This window comes from Parabacteroides sp. FAFU027, from assembly GCF_022808675.1.
GTDB lineage: Bacteria > Bacteroidota > Bacteroidia > Bacteroidales > UBA7332 > CAXXIC01.
Genome location: NZ_JAKZKV010000004.1, coordinates 342040 through 359415, shown reverse-complemented (window position 1 = coordinate 359415; position 17376 = coordinate 342040). Strand labels below are relative to the sequence as shown.

8 protein-coding genes and 1 pseudogene are annotated in these 17376 nt (G+C 41.8%); all 9 read right to left on the bottom strand.

The window, feature by feature from the left end; genetic code table 11:
• Positions 1 to 216: 216 nt before the first annotated feature.
• The gene (locus MLE17_RS08695) at positions 217 to 1602 is read right to left on the bottom strand and encodes a glycoside hydrolase family 43 protein (protein ID WP_243348389.1); all 1386 of its coding nucleotides are present in this window, start codon (positions 1600 to 1602) and stop codon (positions 217 to 219) included.
• 34 nt (positions 1603 to 1636) lie between these two features.
• Positions 1637 to 3007 (bottom strand): glycoside hydrolase family 43 protein, encoded by a 1371-nt coding sequence (locus MLE17_RS08690; protein WP_243348388.1) that lies wholly within the window; start codon positions 3005 to 3007, stop codon positions 1637 to 1639.
• A 14-nt stretch (positions 3008 to 3021) separates the two neighbouring features.
• Positions 3022 to 4401, bottom strand: coding sequence for a glycoside hydrolase family 43 protein (locus tag MLE17_RS08685; RefSeq protein ID WP_243348387.1), 1380 nt, complete (start codon positions 4399 to 4401; stop codon positions 3022 to 3024).
• Positions 4402 to 4460: 59 nt separating this feature from the next.
• Positions 4461 to 5333: a carbohydrate-binding protein gene (locus tag MLE17_RS18955; protein WP_410795616.1), complete on the bottom strand. Its 873-nt coding sequence runs from the start codon at positions 5331 to 5333 to the stop codon at positions 4461 to 4463.
• Positions 5334 to 5669: 336 nt separating this feature from the next.
• Positions 5670 to 7043, bottom strand: a pseudogene (locus tag MLE17_RS18950) (glycoside hydrolase family 43 protein); the annotation flags it as partial.
• A gap of 11 nt (positions 7044 to 7054) precedes the next feature.
• Positions 7055 to 10225, bottom strand: a complete 3171-nt coding sequence (locus tag MLE17_RS08675) for a glycoside hydrolase family 2 TIM barrel-domain containing protein (protein ID WP_243348385.1) — start codon at positions 10223 to 10225, stop codon at positions 7055 to 7057.
• Positions 10226 to 10249: 24 nt separating this feature from the next.
• Positions 10250 to 12868, bottom strand: coding sequence for a xylan 1,4-beta-xylosidase (gene xyl3A / locus MLE17_RS08670; RefSeq protein WP_243348384.1), 2619 nt, complete (start codon positions 12866 to 12868; stop codon positions 10250 to 10252).
• Between the two features lie 31 nt (positions 12869 to 12899).
• A complete protein-coding gene (locus MLE17_RS08665; protein WP_243348383.1) occupies positions 12900 to 14831 on the bottom strand; it encodes a glycoside hydrolase family 97 protein in 1932 nt (643 codons plus the stop codon).
• Positions 14832 to 14865: 34 nt separating this feature from the next.
• On the bottom strand, positions 14866 to 17001 hold the full coding sequence (locus tag MLE17_RS08660; protein ID WP_410795612.1) for a carbohydrate-binding protein: 2136 nt from the start codon (positions 16999 to 17001) through the stop codon (positions 14866 to 14868).
• Positions 17002 to 17376 lie beyond the last annotated feature (375 nt).

The following is a 17376-nucleotide window of genomic DNA, read 5'->3' as shown; positions in this document are numbered from 1 at the left end:
TTGGACTAAATGAGAATAACCCCGCACTGAGTGCGGGGTTAATATACTAAATAGATTTCGGTATCCTGTAAGATTGACGATCATTGCTTAGTTGGACTAACCTCGAGAGATTGAGAAGCTCACCATTTCGATAATATATTATTATACAATCACTTATTTTTAGAATCCCCATCCAAAAGAGGTTCGAAATCAAACCGGATAATAAAAAAGTCAGTCTTATTTCCGGTTGAATTTCCACCAGTCGAAATTGAACAATTCACGTCCGGCTGTGATATTCTGTCCATTGAAATAGAAATAGACATCGTGCGTGCCGGTTACCTCTTTACTAAGGTTAGAGGTAAAGGTGACAAACTTATCCCAGCCTCCTGTACGTGGCAGATTCACGGATGCAATGATTGGCCCCCCCACGCTATCGAGACGAGCCTCCAAAATGCCACCATCTACTCCGGCGGCTAAAGATGCCATAAAGGATTTTGGTGACTGACTTCCAAAGTTCACCTCACGAACTTTAATGTAGCCTTTCAAGCGAGTTGACGAAACATACATTCCATTCTTTGGACTTTGAGTAATGGCGCATTTATCAGACCAAGCCATTGTTTCAGCTTCCTGACGTTTGTACGGATCGATAAAGCCAACCGGTTTGGGACCTTCTTTCGTTGCAGTAACAGCAGGAATGGTACCATCAGGATTGTAGGTAAATTGTTCCACGCAGGCAGCACGTCCATAACTTCCACCGTTAGGGAGCAAGCCGCTATGATAGAACAAGTAAGAATTTCCCTTGTAGTCGATGATACCACCATGATTGGTAAAGCTGTTCAACTTTTGGTTTTCCATGATCTTGCCCTGATACTTCCAGGGGCCGGTAGGTCCATTGCTGGTAGAGTAAGAAAGACATTCACCTCCTTTGCCCATTCCGGCATACATTAAATAATAGAGATTGTTGCGTTTGTAGAACCATGGGCCTTCCACATACATATCTTTGTTCGGATTTTCAACGCTTTTGTTTCCTCTTGCGCCACCAAAAGACTCTACTGTAACCGGAACTGTTACAATATCACCAGAGTACGAGATCATATCTTTGTTCAGCTTCACATAGAACAAACTTCCATTTCCCCAATAAAGATAAGCCTGTCCATCGTCATCAATAAATACAGTCGGGTCAATATTCGACCAGCTGCCATTTATAATCAGTGGTTTACCGATTGCATCCTTGAAAGGCCCGGTAGGACTGTCGGAAACAGCTACACCGATTGCCATATCGTTTTTGGTACTTTGTGCACAAATATACCAGTAGAATTTACCGTTACGTTCGATACATTGAGCAGCCCAGGCACGATCGCGCGCCCACTTGAACGATTCGAGTGAAATTGGAGAACCATGGTCGGTCCAGTTCACCATGTCTGTACTGGAAAGAACACGCCATTTAGTCATATAGTAAAAGTCAGTTCCCGGAATATCGTCACCCACATAGGCATACACCGTGCCGTTATAGACCATTGGCGCCGGATCAGGGCCGAAATGAGACTGCATAATAGGGTTTTCTGCCTTTGCCCCCCCTCCGATAAGCACTAAAAGCAGTGCAATTACAATAAGTTTTTTCATCGTATATATTGATTTAAACAATCAGGTTAATAAGTTATTTAGCAGAAAATTTCCACCAATCGAAATTAAATGCATTCTCTTTCTTTCCTTTAAATACAAAGAACAGGTCATGAATGCCTTTAACAGATTTAATCTTGCATGTCAATGTTTTCCAACTTTGATCACCACCGGTATTGGCTACAGGCAAAGTGCCCATCAATTGACCATCTTTACCATCCAATCGGATCTCTATGCTACCACCGGAAGTTGCTGCAACGCTTGCCTGAAAAGATGCCGCACCTTTCCCAAAATCAACTCCACGTACTTTGATAAAGTCGCCGTTATCAATCTGACATACATTCATTCCGCCCGCTTTGCAAACTTCTGTTTTAATACCGCTTTGAGCATTAAAGGTCTCGGCTTCTGTACGGTCAAATGGATTGAGAGAAGCTTGTTGTTTCACTCCATCCGCGGTATTTTCCATCACATTAATGGTTCCATCAGGATTGTGGCTAAATGAGTCCAAGCAAATATTCCGTTTATAAGTCGGAGGAATGTTGGCCTGCTTCGCAACGATACGGTTGTGATATGCCTCATACCACACACCATTAAACTTGAAAATAGCCTGGTGATTGTTGTTGTCATTGAGCGGTGGCTGCTTTGAAATTACGCCGCCATATGTAAATCCAGAAATCGGGCTGATACTTTTCATATAATCAATTCTCATTTGAGCTCTTGGATTCGAAGAGTATGAAAAATAGTAAATACCATTTTCCTTGTGCATCCACGAAGCTTCAAAGAAATCCTGAGCTGTCAGCGGAATAGCCGGGCCATCAACGCTAATCATATCTTTGTTAAGTTTGATCACACGAACATTATTGTCGCCATTTCCACCGAAATACATATAAGCCTGACCGTCATCGTCGATAAAGGTCATAGGGTCGAAAAGCCACATATTTCTGGCCGGCATCACACCCGGAGTCTCAGAACTAACCAACGCTTTACCAATAGGATCCTTGAAAGGGCCTAATGGATTATCCGATTTTGCCACACCAATACCATTACCACCATTACCAAAATAGAGGAATATTTTCCCGTCGCGGGTTGCAGGTGATGGAGCCCAGCTTTTAGGAGCCCACGCTGCATCGCGCGGCACCTGAAATACGACACCATGATCTGTCCAGTTCTTCAGGTCGCTACTTGAAATACAGACTATGGAGTTCATCTGATAACTGCTTTTTTCGCCAGTAGGGTTATCATCATCGTTGGAACAATACAGATAGACTCTGCCATTATAAACCAACGCTCCCGGATCGGCCAGATAACGATGAGACGCTATGGGATAATCAGCCCAAACACATTGGCTAATCCCTATAAAAGAGAGAAGAACAATAAGAAAAAATCGAGTTCTGAAATAATTGCACATGGTTCTTATTTTAATTATTTGGTTAATTTCCACCAGTCGAAATTGAATAGATTTCCGTCTCCGCCTTTGAATACAAGGTATATATCATGAATGCCTTTAACGGAATTGATTTTACAGGACTGTGTTTTCCAGACCTTATCGCCACCAGTAGCTTTCACGGGTAAAATGCCGAGCAACTTGCCATATTTATCATCAACACGGATTTCAATCGATCCTTTAGACGTAGCTGATCCAACACTTGCCTGAAAGTTTTTCGCACCTTTTCCAAAATCAACGCTGCGCACTTTGATATAGTCTCCGTTACTAATTTCAGTAACGTACACTCCTGTTTGCTCATCTTGTGCTGTTTTCAGTCCTTCTGAAAAGGCAATAGTTTCGGCTTCCGTTCTTTTGTAAGGATCAACATTGGCTGCACTCTCGACAACACCCTTGCTTGTGGGAGTAATCAAAGGAATAGATCCGTCGGCATTGAAATTGAACGGTTCGATACATACCGAACGCTTGAATCCGCCTCCGCCCGGCAAACCGGCATCATGATAAAAGAGGTATGATTTCCCCTTAAATTCAACATAGCCGGGATGGTTGGTAAATGCTCCGTGGTTTTTAATCACGTGCATAATAGTATCGCCATACACCCACGGGTCAGTAGGACCGTTACTGGTGGAATAAGCCAAATGTTCGGGAACACCACCTGCCGGATAAAGCATGTAATATTTTGCATTGCGTTTGAAAAACCATGGACCTTCTTCATAGGACGCCGTACGGTTATCAATCTTTTTTGCACGATACCCAAAATTCTCATCTTTCAAATCTTCTTTTACAATACCCAAAGTTTGATCATAGGAGATCATGTCTTCATTCAACTTTACGTGCCAAAGATTAGGGTTTCCCCAGTAAAGGTAGGCTTGCCCGTCAGTATCGATGTAAACCGTTGGGTCGATATAGCCATAACCGGTAAACAAAGGTTTCCCCAACGCATCTTTAAAAGGGCCGGTAGGACTGTCGGAAACAGCAACTCCAATCGCGTTGCCTCCATTTTTCATATTTACAGGTAAATAATAATAGAACTTTCCATTTCGGAATATACACTGACCAGCCCAGGCATCGCCACGCGACCATTCAAACGTTTTGTAAGATAATACAGAGCCACGATCAGTCCAGTTTACCATATCGGTTGAAGAATAACATTTCCAGTCATTCATACTAAAGAAATTATTGACCGTTACGTCTTCATCATGGCTTGTATAGAGATAAACGGTCCCATTGTGCTCCATTGGTGCTGGGTCAGCGGTATAACTGGTTTGAATAATCGGATTTTCCGAATACGCTAATGCAAAGCACAATACTGCACCCAACAATAAAGAAAATTTCGTTTTTAAGTTGCTCGTTCTCATATTTTAAACTAATAATTTATCATTAATACATCTTATCAACAAGTGTTCATTCGCCAATTTCACGCCCGTTTCAATACCGTTTTCAGACTATATAATTTTAGTCCTCGCCTGATTTGAATTATTACAGCCCCAAAATTCCCTGACAATGACTCTTCAGTTGAAGTAGCTTTGAATGATTTAATTTCCTGGCCTAAACTGTTATATAAAATGACAACATCATCAGGAATAATATTTACTATATAGTTTTGGCCATTTTTTGAAACGATAGCTGGCGTCAACTCACTTTTTGAATCAATGACAGAAGCAGAAGTGGCATAAAACTTCCACCAATTCATGTTAAACAGGTAACCACCTCCACCTGTAAAGACAAGATAAATATCATAGATTCCTTTGATGTTTTCAATCGCGCAGGTCTTTGTCACCCATGTTTGCCAGCCTCCGGTATTCGTCACAGGACATTTACCTATCAAAGTTCCCGAAGGACTATTCAAGCGGATTTCAATATATCCACCACTACTTGCCGAAGAGACTCTTGCCTCAAATTTAGAGATGCCTTTATCAAAATCAAGTGCATTTATTCTAACCCAGTCCCCATTTTCGATATAACCTATATTTTTACCACCATCAATATCGTTGCAATCTTCGGATTGAATGCCTGATTGATCGTTATAATCTTCAACTTCATTCTTTACATATGGTGATCGGTTATAAACATTTACAGCTATGGTACCTGATTTGGAAACACCAATTTCCCCCCGAAAGTCAGCAGAAATAGTAACCGCCCCTTTACTTAGCGCAGTAACTACGCCATTGGATATTGTGGCAATCTGGGGTGATGGATTGAATATCGTTGCCAGATTGGTTACATTTTCTGTATGCCCATCAAGATATTCAGCAGTAATCACAACTGGAGATGTAGTTCCACACAACATTTCGAGATTTCCGGGATCGGTTAGAAGGCGGTTTACGGTTAATTCGCTATCGAGATTCTTGACAATCAGTTTCAGTTCATCCGTCATTCCGCCATAGGAAACTTTCACATTTTCCGATCCATATCCAGTTCCTTTGATTACACCGTTAGTTATTGTAACCAGTCCACCTTGCTGAAAACTAAAGGCTGCTTGCGACGTTACATCACTAGATGACCCATCTGAATAAATGGCAAGGACTTTGATATTGGAACTATTTTTAGCAGAAATAGTATCAATCTTATATTTTTCAGTTGTTGCATTGACAGCAATCAATTCCTTGGTTGTCGATTTTGGAGTAAAAATCCATTTGTCAAAATTAAACACATCGTCGGTTGCTGATTTAAACACAAAATAAACATCGTGTACCCCCGTAGTACCAGAGATGTTTGTTGTTTCATTCAACCATTCATTTGCCCCACCTGTATAAGTTACCGGAAGTGAACCAACTAACAATCCACTTTGGCTATCCAGTCGAACTTCGATTATGCCTCCACCCGTAATTCCTGCACCGGTTTCGCATGTCACAGAAGCAGAAAAAGCTGCTGCTCCGGCTTGACCAAAGTCAACACTATGGACTTTTATGTAATCACCGTTATCAATATCTGTAACGTAGATGCCGGCTTTATCGGATTTTGCAGTTTCTATTCCTTCTTCCCATACCATAGTCTCCGCCTGATTTTCCATATAAGGATTTACATTTTCTACGGCGGTTTGTACGCCTGATGTTGGAGCTATAAGTGAAATTGATCCGTCATTATTAAACTGGAACTCATCAACACATACAGATCGCTTATATCCGCCACCACCGGGTAATGCGGCATTATGATAAAATAAATATGACTTGCCTTTATAGTCAATATAGCCCGGATGATTTGTGAAAGCTCCTTTATCCGCAATTTGGTTCATAATAATATTACCATAAGTCCAGGGTCCGGTTGGGCCGGGGCTTGTAGAATAGGCTAAAACCTCGGGGACTCCACCAGCAGGATACAATAGATAATACTTATTATTACGTTTAAAAAACCAGGGGCCTTCCTCATACGAAGTAATTCTATCTGAAGAGTTGGTACGCGAACCAAAACCGCTAACCGTAAGCGGTGTTTTAACAACTCCAACTGTAGAATTATACGAAATCATATCTTCGTTTAGCTTTACATACCATAAATCAGGATTTCCCCAATAAAGGTATGCCTGACTATCATCATCAATAAAAACAGTTGGATCAATATATCCAGAGCCAATAAGCAATGGTTTTCCAAGCGCATCTTTGAACGGGCCGGTTGGACTATCAGACACAGCAACTCCAATTGCGGTACCACCATTTTTCATATTTACAGGAACATAGAAATAAAATTTTCCGTTTCTGTAAATACATTGCCCAGCCCAAGCATCTCCTCTTGACCAGGCAAAATCTGTATAAGAGAGAACTGAACCATGATCTGTCCAGTTAACCATATCAGTAGATGAATAACACCTCCAATCGTTCATGGTGAAGAAGTTGTTTATTGTCTTGTCTTCATCATGAGTCGTGTAAAGATATACCGTACCATTGTGTACCATTGGTGCGGGATCAGCAGTATAGTTTGTTTGCACTATAGGATTATCGGCTCTGCTCACCGAAATCGAAATGACGGTAAAGAGCAGAGCCAATAATGATAATTTTTTATTCATCTTTTACTTTACTATTGATTATTCAATTTCAATGTATAAGAGAATTGAGTATTATCAGACCATACGGTGTATTTTGCTAACGGTTGTGGGCCACAGCTGTTTGAGCCAACTCCCAGCGTTTTGGTAGAAACGCTCAATACAGTTGCCTTGCTGGCTGGCAAATCAATTTTGTATTCAACCGGAGACATCTGTTCGTCGGTATGAGGAAGAGCAGCCACCTGCATTAGTTTTTCGTCTGACAGGATCAATAGAGAAGGGAAGTCATTGCCGCTAAGTTTCGCCCAACGAACCTCTTCATGGTTGCCACGTTCCATCGGTTTTTCGTATTCGTATTGTTCGTTTACGCCCAAATTATAGATACCTACTTCTGCTGCACTTTTGCGGTCAGAGTAGTTTTCGAATGGGCCACGGCCAAAGAAAGTCATGCGATCGAGCTTTTTATCAAGCAACATGCGTACGCCGATTTTAGCCAGGTTTATACGGAAACCGACAAATTGAATCTGGTTATCAACTTTTATTGAGCCGTCGCCTTTCACCAGATATACCGCTGTGTGGCAAACGCCAAAGCCTTCTTTTCCATCAGCTTTTGTAGTTGAAGTCACTTTAACTGTCGATTTGTCAACTAGTTCAACTTTGAAATCAACCAGCGTATATTGCAGCGCATTTACACCAAATTTCTCCCATTGTCTGAACGCCCAGTCATCATCGGTACGGTGAGCCGCACGCCACAAGTGTAATTTTGGTGCACCATCGGCAGCCAACAGATTGATTCCATTTTTCACCAACTGGCTCATAAAGCCTGTTTTCTTATCAAAGTTTACAGAAAAATCAGATCCTGAAACCGTTGCTGTTTCCTTGTTTTGAACCAGTTTTATAGCTTGTGTAACTTTTGTGTCCACAACGGGCAATGTATTGACAGGTAGTTTAAACTGGTCTGAAGCCACTTCAAAACCTTTATCAGCCCAAAGCGTTTTTTCTTTTTGTTTGTATGAAATACGAAGGAAGTATTCCGCACCTGCTTTCGGTTGTTCTATTTTATAAGGAATATTTGCCTGGAAAAGCCCTTTTCCCCATGTAGGTCGCATTCTAAATGTACCTTTATCAATTTCTTGTCCGTTTTCGCTCAGGCTCCAGGTTGCATCAAAACCATCTAAGGAAATAAACTGGTATTTGTTTTTAATCTGAATGCCGCCGTTAACAGCATCAGTGAGTTCGGTATCGATCCACTGGAACGCTTTTTTCATTTCGGGATAATGAGGCTTCACGTTGTTGCCTTCAGTTGAACGATCATACGAAACCACTCCTTTGTGAATAAAATAATGATCGTTAGGAGCTTCGCCGAAGCCGCCGCCATAGGCTAATATAGGATGTTGAGGATCGCGCTTGTTCCACAATGCCTGATCCTGGAATTCCCAGATCGCACCTCCTAATATCTCGGGGTTCTCATCAAATGCTTTTGAATATTCATCCAGAGAGCCCATAGAGTTAAACATGGCATGCACAAACTCACAGATATAAAAAGGTTTGGTCATTCCCCAGTTTTTAACCATGTCAACATAATCTCCGGCAGTTCCGTACATACGACCTTCAAAATCTGACGGATTTTTGGAGCCTATGCCAAATCGTTCGTAATGAACGAAGCGTGTAGGATCGATGCTCTTAACCTTATTCATTGCAGCAACGAAATTGGAACCAACACCACCACACTCATTTCCGAGTGACCAGATAATCACCGAAGCATGATTCTTGAAATTTTCGACATTTGCCACATTTCGGTCAATAATGGCATTTTTAATCGTAGGCTCTTCATCAAACCGACCGTCATATCCGTGACATTCGCAATTAGCTTCGGCCACCAACCAGATACCCCACTCGTCGCACAACTCGTACCAACGGGGATCGTCGGAATAATGGCTCGTACGCACATGGTTACAATTGCCCTGTTTTATCACTTCGAGGTCGCGGATCATCTGTTCTTCTGTAACAGCATGTCCTACTTCAGACCAGTGTTCATGACGGTTTACCCCTTTCAGTTTGATGGGGACACCATTCACCATAAATACACGGCCTTTGATTTCCAGTTTGCGGAAACCTACTTTTGATGAAAGAATCTCTCCTTCCGAACTGGTCAGCACCACAGTATAAAGATTTGGAGTTTCAGCAGTCCATTTGGCCGGATTATCCACTGTGAATTTCACTGTCAGCTGTTCCTCCTGTTTTGAAGCAAGGGCTTTTCCCACAACACTTCCTTTGGCAACTGCATTTCCCGCTTTATCATACAATGTAGCTGTAAATGTCTGCGGCTTTCCGGCCTTATCGCCGTAGTTCTTCAGTTTTGCCAGAACCTCGACAGTAGCATTTTTATAATCCTTATCAAGATCCTGTTTTACAAAGAAATCGCGCATATGTACCTGAGGAGCGCTCCATAGGGTCACATCGCGGAAAATGCCGTGCAGGCGCCACATGTCCTGATCTTCCAACCAGGTACCCGAGCTATACTGATACACCTCCACAGCCAGCGTATTTTTTCCAGGTTTTACATATTTTGTCAGGTCAAAATCGGCAGCATTACGGCTATTGACGCTGTATCCAACTTTCTCGCCATTTACCCAAATAAAGAAGGCACAATCTACTCCGTTGAAAGTGATAAAAATCCGGCGGCCATCCCATTGAGTTGGCACTTCAAAATCCCGGCGATAGCTTCCTACGGGATTGCGTTCTTTGTATGACGTGTACCATTTTTCAGGTTCACTCATGATTCGGGGGTAATCCTTCTTAATGGTATATCCAAAATTGCGGTAAAAAGGCGTACCGTATCCCTGTACTTCCCAGTTGGAAGGAACCGGAATTTCTTTCCATGCCGAAACATCATATCCGGGTTTATAGAAATCTACCGGACGTTTTTCGGGGCTTGGCACCCAGTTGAATTTCCAGTTTCCATTCAGGCTACGGCATTGCGATGACGCAAGACGTTTGCCTGCCAAAGCCTCTTGCAGATTTCCATAAGGCATTAATGTGGCATGGTATGGTTCTTTATTGATACCCAGGCATTCAGGGTTTTCGATTTCAGCCGGATAGTCAATTCCCGACCGCAACTGCAAAGGATCTTGTCCGAATGCAGTCGTAAATACCCCCGAAAAACAGAGGAATAACAATACAAAGATTAATTTCAAGTGTGACATTGGTATTTTGAATAGTTATTTCATTTATCGAATGACAACGGTAGTTTTTTTCAGGTCTTTAGCATCTGAGCTATTGCCATAATATATTTCATATTCGCCCGGAGTAACCATCATTTTGCGTTGGCTCCAGTCGTAGAATTCAAAGGAAGAGGCGGGCAAATCGATAGTAACGTTTGTTTTTTGTCCGGCATTGAGACTTACACGCTGGAATCCTTTCAATGTTTTGAGCGGACCTTCCACATCATTTACCTTATGAACGTACACCTGCACGATTTCTGTTCCCTGACGCTTGCCTGTATTGGATACCGGAATCGTCACTTTTACAGCCTCATTCGCACTCAGCGTATTTTTATCGAGGGTAGCATTGCCGATAACGAATTTGGTATAGCTCAAGCCGTAACCGAAAGGAAATAGCGCGTCGGTCATGTAGCGATAGGTACGCCCTTTCATTGAATAATCCTCAAAGTCTTTCAACTGATCGGAACTTTTATAAAATGTAACAGGGAGTTTTCCCGAAGGATTATAATCGCCGAAAAGCACATCGGCAACAGCCTGACCTCCCGATTCGCCACCATACCAAGCTTGAAGAATAGCATCGCAGGTTTTCGTTTCAGGCGTTAGGGCGATGGCTGAGCCAGAACAATTGATGAAAATTACTTTTTTACCGGCTTGCTTCAATACTTTCAGGCAATTACGCTGAACTGCCGGGAGCTCAATATCGGTACGGTCTCCCCCTTTGAACCCGGGATACGATACCGGCATTTCTTCTCCTTCTAATTGAGAAGATAGGCCGCCCACAAAAATCACCTGATCAACTCCTTTTAGCTTATTCAACAGATCTGTGTAATCAACATCAACATCTTTTCCAAAGTTAAACTCGAGATTAGCCTGCCAATTATCAAGCTGAGCATATCGAATCGCGATCTTATATTTTTTACCGGCCTCCACTTTGAATGGGATTCTTGATGGAGTGGTTTTCCAGGTAGTGTACTTAACCAACGTATCACCGTTTACCAGCAATTCAAAAGAACCGGTAGCGCCACATTTAAAAACAATTTCTTCGCTACTTACAGGAATAAATTCGGTCTCGTAAAGCCCCGAAAAACCTTCCAACCGAACTCCACTTGCAAATTCATGCTGCCCGGCGGTAGTCATTTTTATCGGAGTTTCTATTTGCTGAGTTGCAACTATATCACCCTTCAAATCCTTGTTATTCCAGTAAGTCGCCTTAAATCCTTTTTTTCCATCGATAGAGCATTTGGGAAAATATGTTTCGGTTACTTTATCTTCTACCAGGTCACAACCTTTATCATAGATTATCCTATCAGCAGATAGTTTTGTTTTGATACCATCAAGAATAGTTATAGTCCGTACAGGTTTTCCATTGTAGTTACCCCACAACATCGTAGCATCTGTCGCATTAGGCCCAATAACAGCAATCTTTTTCGAAGATTTTTCCAGTGGAAGTATATTATTACGGTTTTGCAATAATGTCATTGTCTGACGTGCCATATCTAAAGCCAATTGACGGTGTTCCTGATTATTCACGACTGAAACCGGGATTTTAGACCATGGTACAATTGCAGCATCATCCATTTCTCCTAAGTCAAAACGTCCGACCAACACACGCAACAAATGCTTATTTATTTCCTCCTCCGAAATCAGTCCTTTTGAAACAGCTTCAGGAAGTGTTTTAAAAGGGTATTTGTCCCAGAAACATTCCACATCGGTACCTGCCAATACAGCCTTGGAAGAAGCATGAACCGCATCTGAAGAGACTTTATGAGTTGTATAAAAATCGGCAATCGCTCCACAATCTGACACAACAAGGTATTTAAATCCCCAATTGTCACGAAGAATCTGCTGCAACAAACGGTTACTACCGCAACAAGGTTCATCATCCAGGCGCTGATAGGCGCACATAACTTCACGGACATCCGCTTTTTGAACCAATGACTGAAAAGCAGGTAAATAGGTTTCCCATAACTCCCGGGGATCTACATTATTTACATTTAATGTATGTCGGCTCCATTCTGGCCCTGAATGAACAGCAAAATGTTTGGCGCAAGCCAGCAACTTTCTGTATTTGGCATCTTCCGGTCCTTGCAGACCTTTTACGACCTGAACTCCCATGCGTGAAGTCAGGTAAGGATCTTCTCCATAAGTTTCTTGTCCACGTCCCCAACGAGGATCTCGAAAAATATTTACATTGGGAGTCCAAATAGAAAGGCTCAGGAAACGTTTATTTTCCTCCCCTCTAATCATTGACTCGTTGTATTTGGCACGTGTTTCGTCGGAAACTGCACTGTAAATACGATATAGTAGTGCATCGTTAAAAGAGGCGGCCATCCCGATTGGCTCGGGGAATACAGTCACGTTATCATTGTTAGCTAAGCCGTGAAGAGCTTCACTCCACCAGTTAAATTTCTTAATTCCCAAACGAGGAATTGCGTCTGACTGATCGCACATCAGTGTCGCTTTTTCTGTAAGCGTCAATCGCGAAATAAGGTCTTTGGCTCGCGTTTCGGAACTCAGGTTCGGGTTTTGATAGGGCAACTGCTGCCCCCGGGATGTTGTAGCCAACAACAAAAAAGCAGACACACAAATGCCTTTTACAAAATTCTTAAACATTGTTGTTTCCATGTATATTTAATTAATAATCTATTTGTTAGTCTCAAAACAAGGGTCTCAGGCTGGCAACAAATCCTCCTCTCCGGAGCATATTAACATCTACTGATGATGATTTATCTACCACCAGATATTGCGCAGCGAACTCTTTATCGTGTTTGCCATCGGCAATCAACGTCAGCTTATATTTCACACCTTCAGACAGAAAGCCGAAATCCAGTTTTGTTCTCTTCTCACGCATGTTGTCAGCACTAATGCCTCCAATGTACCATTCATTGCCTTTCTGACGGGCAATAATGATGTATTTACCGGGATAACCGTCAAGCAGTTTGGTATTGTCCCATACATTCGGCACCTCTTTCAGAAATGTGCGGACTGCATCAGGCAGCGTAGAATATCCTTCGGGTCTGTCGGCAAAATGCTGGATTCCAGACTCAAATACAACGCTCAGAGCCAGCTCGTGTCCGTATGAAGTAGTGTGCGAGAACTGGGAATTGGTAAACGTTACCGGCGTATAATCCATCGCGCCGACCACGTTACGGGTAAACGGCAACACGGTGTTATGTTCGGGTGCCGTCGTGGTGAATTCGGGTCCGTTATTATACCATTCAGCTCCGCGAACACCTTCGTATGTCATCAGGTACGGATAGGTCCGCGCCCAACCTCGTGGCACCAAACAACCGTGGAAATAGACCATCATCTGAAATTTTGCAGCATCGTCCAGAATATCCAGATAATACTTAATCATGTCCTGCTTTTCGCTTTCAAAAAAGTCGATCTTCACCCCTGCTACTCCCAGATTCTTCAGTTTGGCAAACTCTTCCACGCGGTTTTCATGGGTCAGCATCCGGTCTTTTGGCGTAGCCGACACCCAGGTGTGATCTCCACCTGAATTGTACCACATCAGTGGTTTAAGACCTTTGGATTTGATGTATTTAATCGCATCTTCCAGTTTTCCGCCATTGCCCATGGCATCCCATTCCCAATCAAGCAAGGTGTAAGGCCAACCCATCGCTGCGGCCAAATCGGCAAACTCGCACACGGTTTTGTAGTCCTTTGTACCGTGATTATCCGACCAGTAGTTCCATGAAGCTATTCCGGGTTTGATCCAATCGGTTTTAGCTACAACAGAAGATGGACAAACATCATCAACCAACGTTGATTCCACAATATCGGACAACGCTCCGACGATGATAACACGCCAAGGCGATTTCCAGGGCAAAGTAACGGTCGGTTGGGATTCTCCTTTTCCGCGTCCATTCCATTGGTCTGGAAAAGTAATTTTATAATCAGTGCTTTTTCCGGCATTGGAAAGTTTTGACCCGCAGTAGTTACGGTCGAGACCGGCTTCGTGAATCAGGTACCAGCACGATTTGTCAGGAGTATTGAACAGCGCCGGATAGCCCCAGTCCTGCTGCACTTTTCCATCTGCCATAGGAGAATAAAGCGCTTCGTTAGCCGGGTTGTATTTTTCCAGCCATCTTTTGGTACTATCAGGTATGGAATAAGCCGTAAGTTCGTCTTTCACCACAAACGAACCGGATTTTTCTGGAAATTCGTAGCGGAAAGCAACACCATCGTTGTAAGCTCTCAGAATAAGGTTCAACTTCGCCTTTGAAGGAGTTTCAAATGCAACTGTCACTTCGTTGGCTGCATTGGTACAATGCGCACGTTTGCCATGCAAAACCGTATATTCTTCATGAATCAGGGTCGGTTTACCCGTCTTGACTAATTTCAGCGCTTTGGAAAAATCCTGGTCGCTGCGCAAAAGGCCAAGTTGAATTTGTGGAATGACAGTTGTTGATTTTCCTTCAGCATTATAATCCACCGTCAAATACCAACCTCCGGTATTTGCGGTGTTCGACTGAACACAAAGTGTTACGCTAACCTTCTTATTGGGAGAAGTTACAGCTACCCGCTGAGACAAAGCCGACAAACAACTGAATACCCCCCAAAAAACTATAATATAATTCTTCATTTATAACGTAGTATCTATTAAAAGCCAAGATCAATTATTTTCTCCGAACGATAATTTTTGACAGACAAGATTGAACATCGTTGCTGATTCTCACCAAATACACTCCATCAACGATGTTTACAGGCAATTTAATCTCAGGGGCATTATTGTTTGTCAGATACAATTGTTTACCAGTCAAATCAATTATCTCCACCTTTGTATATACAAAATCACCAGCCTGTATCACAATCTTATCGTTTACCGGATTAGGAGACACTGTAACAGACTTAACGTTTAATTCATTTACCCCTGTTGACTTGACATTTACATTTATAAAATTCAAATTGAATCCACCGGAAGTCGCGATTAGTTTTAAATAATGTTTCCCATTCGGAATATTTACAGTCGCATTAACAGACTGGAAACTCTGCCAGTTAGCAGTGTTAGGAATTGTAATAGTTCCTGTCTTAACACCATCAACATAATAATCAAATTTACAGCCGTTATACGGAGACGCTACTCTAAACGAAAAATCAAAAAGTGAATTTGTCAGAGTATTATTAATAGCATATTCCATCCGGTCGCCAGTATCAATCCAACCGACATCCTGTCCACCTCCGGTATCACTTGTTTGCTCTGTTTGAGTTCCGGATTGTACGGTATATGCCTCTGCTTCTATTTTAGCAGGTAATTGAACCCAGGCCGGGGGATTCATTCCATTTTGCACAGAAACATTATTAAAAGCCGTCAATGGTCCTTTATCAGCAGAAACAACATTACCCGGAGTGTAACCAACTATTACATTATCCCCATAGTGAATACTGTTATTTGAAATAGTCAAGTTGATTGTTTTCATGTAAGCAGAGCAACTTTTCAACGGAAATGTTGTGCCATTGACCTTGACCGAAAAATATTTATACTGGTCACTCGATACAACCATAGGTTTTGAAAAAGATAGAGTTATCGAAACCCCATCAGTTTCAAGTTTACCAGATTGTATAGTTACAGGTAATCCTTTAGAGAAATTGTTGACTGGAAGATCCACAAATGACTTTAACAGCCCATTATCTGTAGTTGAAATATTATTCCCTGAATAGGATAATGAAAGAGAATAATCAGCATAAACTTTCTGGCTTAAAATGAAAATAAGCTGCGTCGGGTCATTTTGAGATAGAATACATTTATTAAACGGAACTTGAAGTTTTCCATTATAAGTAGCATTCAAAGCAAGCGAAGACAAATCATCCGGCAATTTCATTGCCATATTGAATTTTACAAAAAGAGAATCACCTCCAACATTGGTCTTGACTTCAACCAATTTAGGTGCTGCTCCTATAAGATTGTTATCGACTGAAACATTACTAAAAGCCGACAATGCTTTTTGATATATTGATTTTACATTACCACCACTATAAGACAGTTTTATATCATTGGTCTTTTGAATACTATTAACCAGATTAATCACCAACTTAGATGTATCTTCCAGTGCAATGCTGCTGATTTGAGCTGATTGGTTGTCAACCATCACTGAGAATCCGGTAAATGGTTGTGAATTGATTAGTGATTTACTAAGTCTTACATTAATTTGATTCGGATTGTTTTCAGTAACACAGGCTGATACAAATCGGGGAACACCGTAACCTAACGAGTAGTTTTTACAAAAATTCCAGATCTCCTCACTTGTATTCACCCCCGCAGGATTTGATGAATGCCAGTGACCTACCCCCTCAATACGTAGAAGAACTACACTTACATTGTCAGTTCCTGGTCCCCAATAATATTTTGTTGCGTTTGACGTTGGTTTAGAGCTTGGGTATGGTTGCGTAACCTGAGCAGTAGTAGGACAGCCATTCCTTTTAACCCAAGCATCCATGCAAGCCTGCACGCCACTAAATGGAACCACATCATCTGACGTTCCGTGGGTATGGATGATCGGAATTGGTCTCAAGCTATTGGTATTTGGGCCGGACATTAAATAACCACTTACCGGAGCAAAAGCAGCAATTTTATCAGCTATCACGTTTGCTGCATGATAGGTCATCATTCCTCCCATAGAAAATCCGGAAAGATAAACGCGATCTCTATCAATAGCATACCGATTAGCCATTTCATTTATAATAGCCAGAATGAAATCTGTATCAGAGTTTCCCCCAAGATCCCATGAATTATTTACTCCGGCAGGATAAACCACGACAAAATTATTTGCATCAGCAACTGTTTCCCATTGTGTCTGATTTTGCTGGTATGTAATATCCTGATTTAGCCCGTGCATTGAGATAAGCAAGGGCCTGTTCTTTACAATACTTGAAGGTGCATAAACCAACATTTTCCGGGTCGTTGTTCCTACTTTCAAGTCTTCTATCTGTGCTTTCAGATTGAGTGAAACGAATAAAAAGAGAAGACCAAAAACGATCGAAATTCTAATGTGTTTTTTCATTCTAAAATAAATATCAGTTATATGTATTAGATTTGTTATTATGTGATGTCAGACCACCTCTATGAAATCTGCATCTTATCTATATTACATGGAAGATTCATTTTCAGACATCAAAATAAGTTGGGGATG

What these genes read in the sequence shown, in the direction of transcription:
- MLE17_RS08695 (WP_243348389.1), bottom strand. Translation starts at nt 1,602, where the DNA reads ATGAAAAAACTTATTGTAATTGCACTGCTTTTAGTGCTTATCGGAGGG.
- MLE17_RS08690 (WP_243348388.1), bottom strand. Translation starts at nt 3,007, where the DNA reads ATGTGCAATTATTTCAGAACTCGATTTTTTCTTATTGTTCTTCTCTCT.
- MLE17_RS08685 (WP_243348387.1), bottom strand. Translation starts at nt 4,401, where the DNA reads ATGAGAACGAGCAACTTAAAAACGAAATTTTCTTTATTGTTGGGTGCA.
- MLE17_RS18955 (WP_410795616.1), bottom strand. Translation starts at nt 5,333, where the DNA reads ATGTTGTGTGGAACTACATCTCCAGTTGTGATTACTGCTGAATATCTT.
- MLE17_RS08675 (WP_243348385.1), bottom strand. Translation starts at nt 10,225, where the DNA reads ATGTCACACTTGAAATTAATCTTTGTATTGTTATTCCTCTGTTTTTCG.
- xyl3A (WP_243348384.1), bottom strand. Translation starts at nt 12,868, where the DNA reads ATGGAAACAACAATGTTTAAGAATTTTGTAAAAGGCATTTGTGTGTCT.
- MLE17_RS08665 (WP_243348383.1), bottom strand. Translation starts at nt 14,831, where the DNA reads ATGAAGAATTATATTATAGTTTTTTGGGGGGTATTCAGTTGTTTGTCG.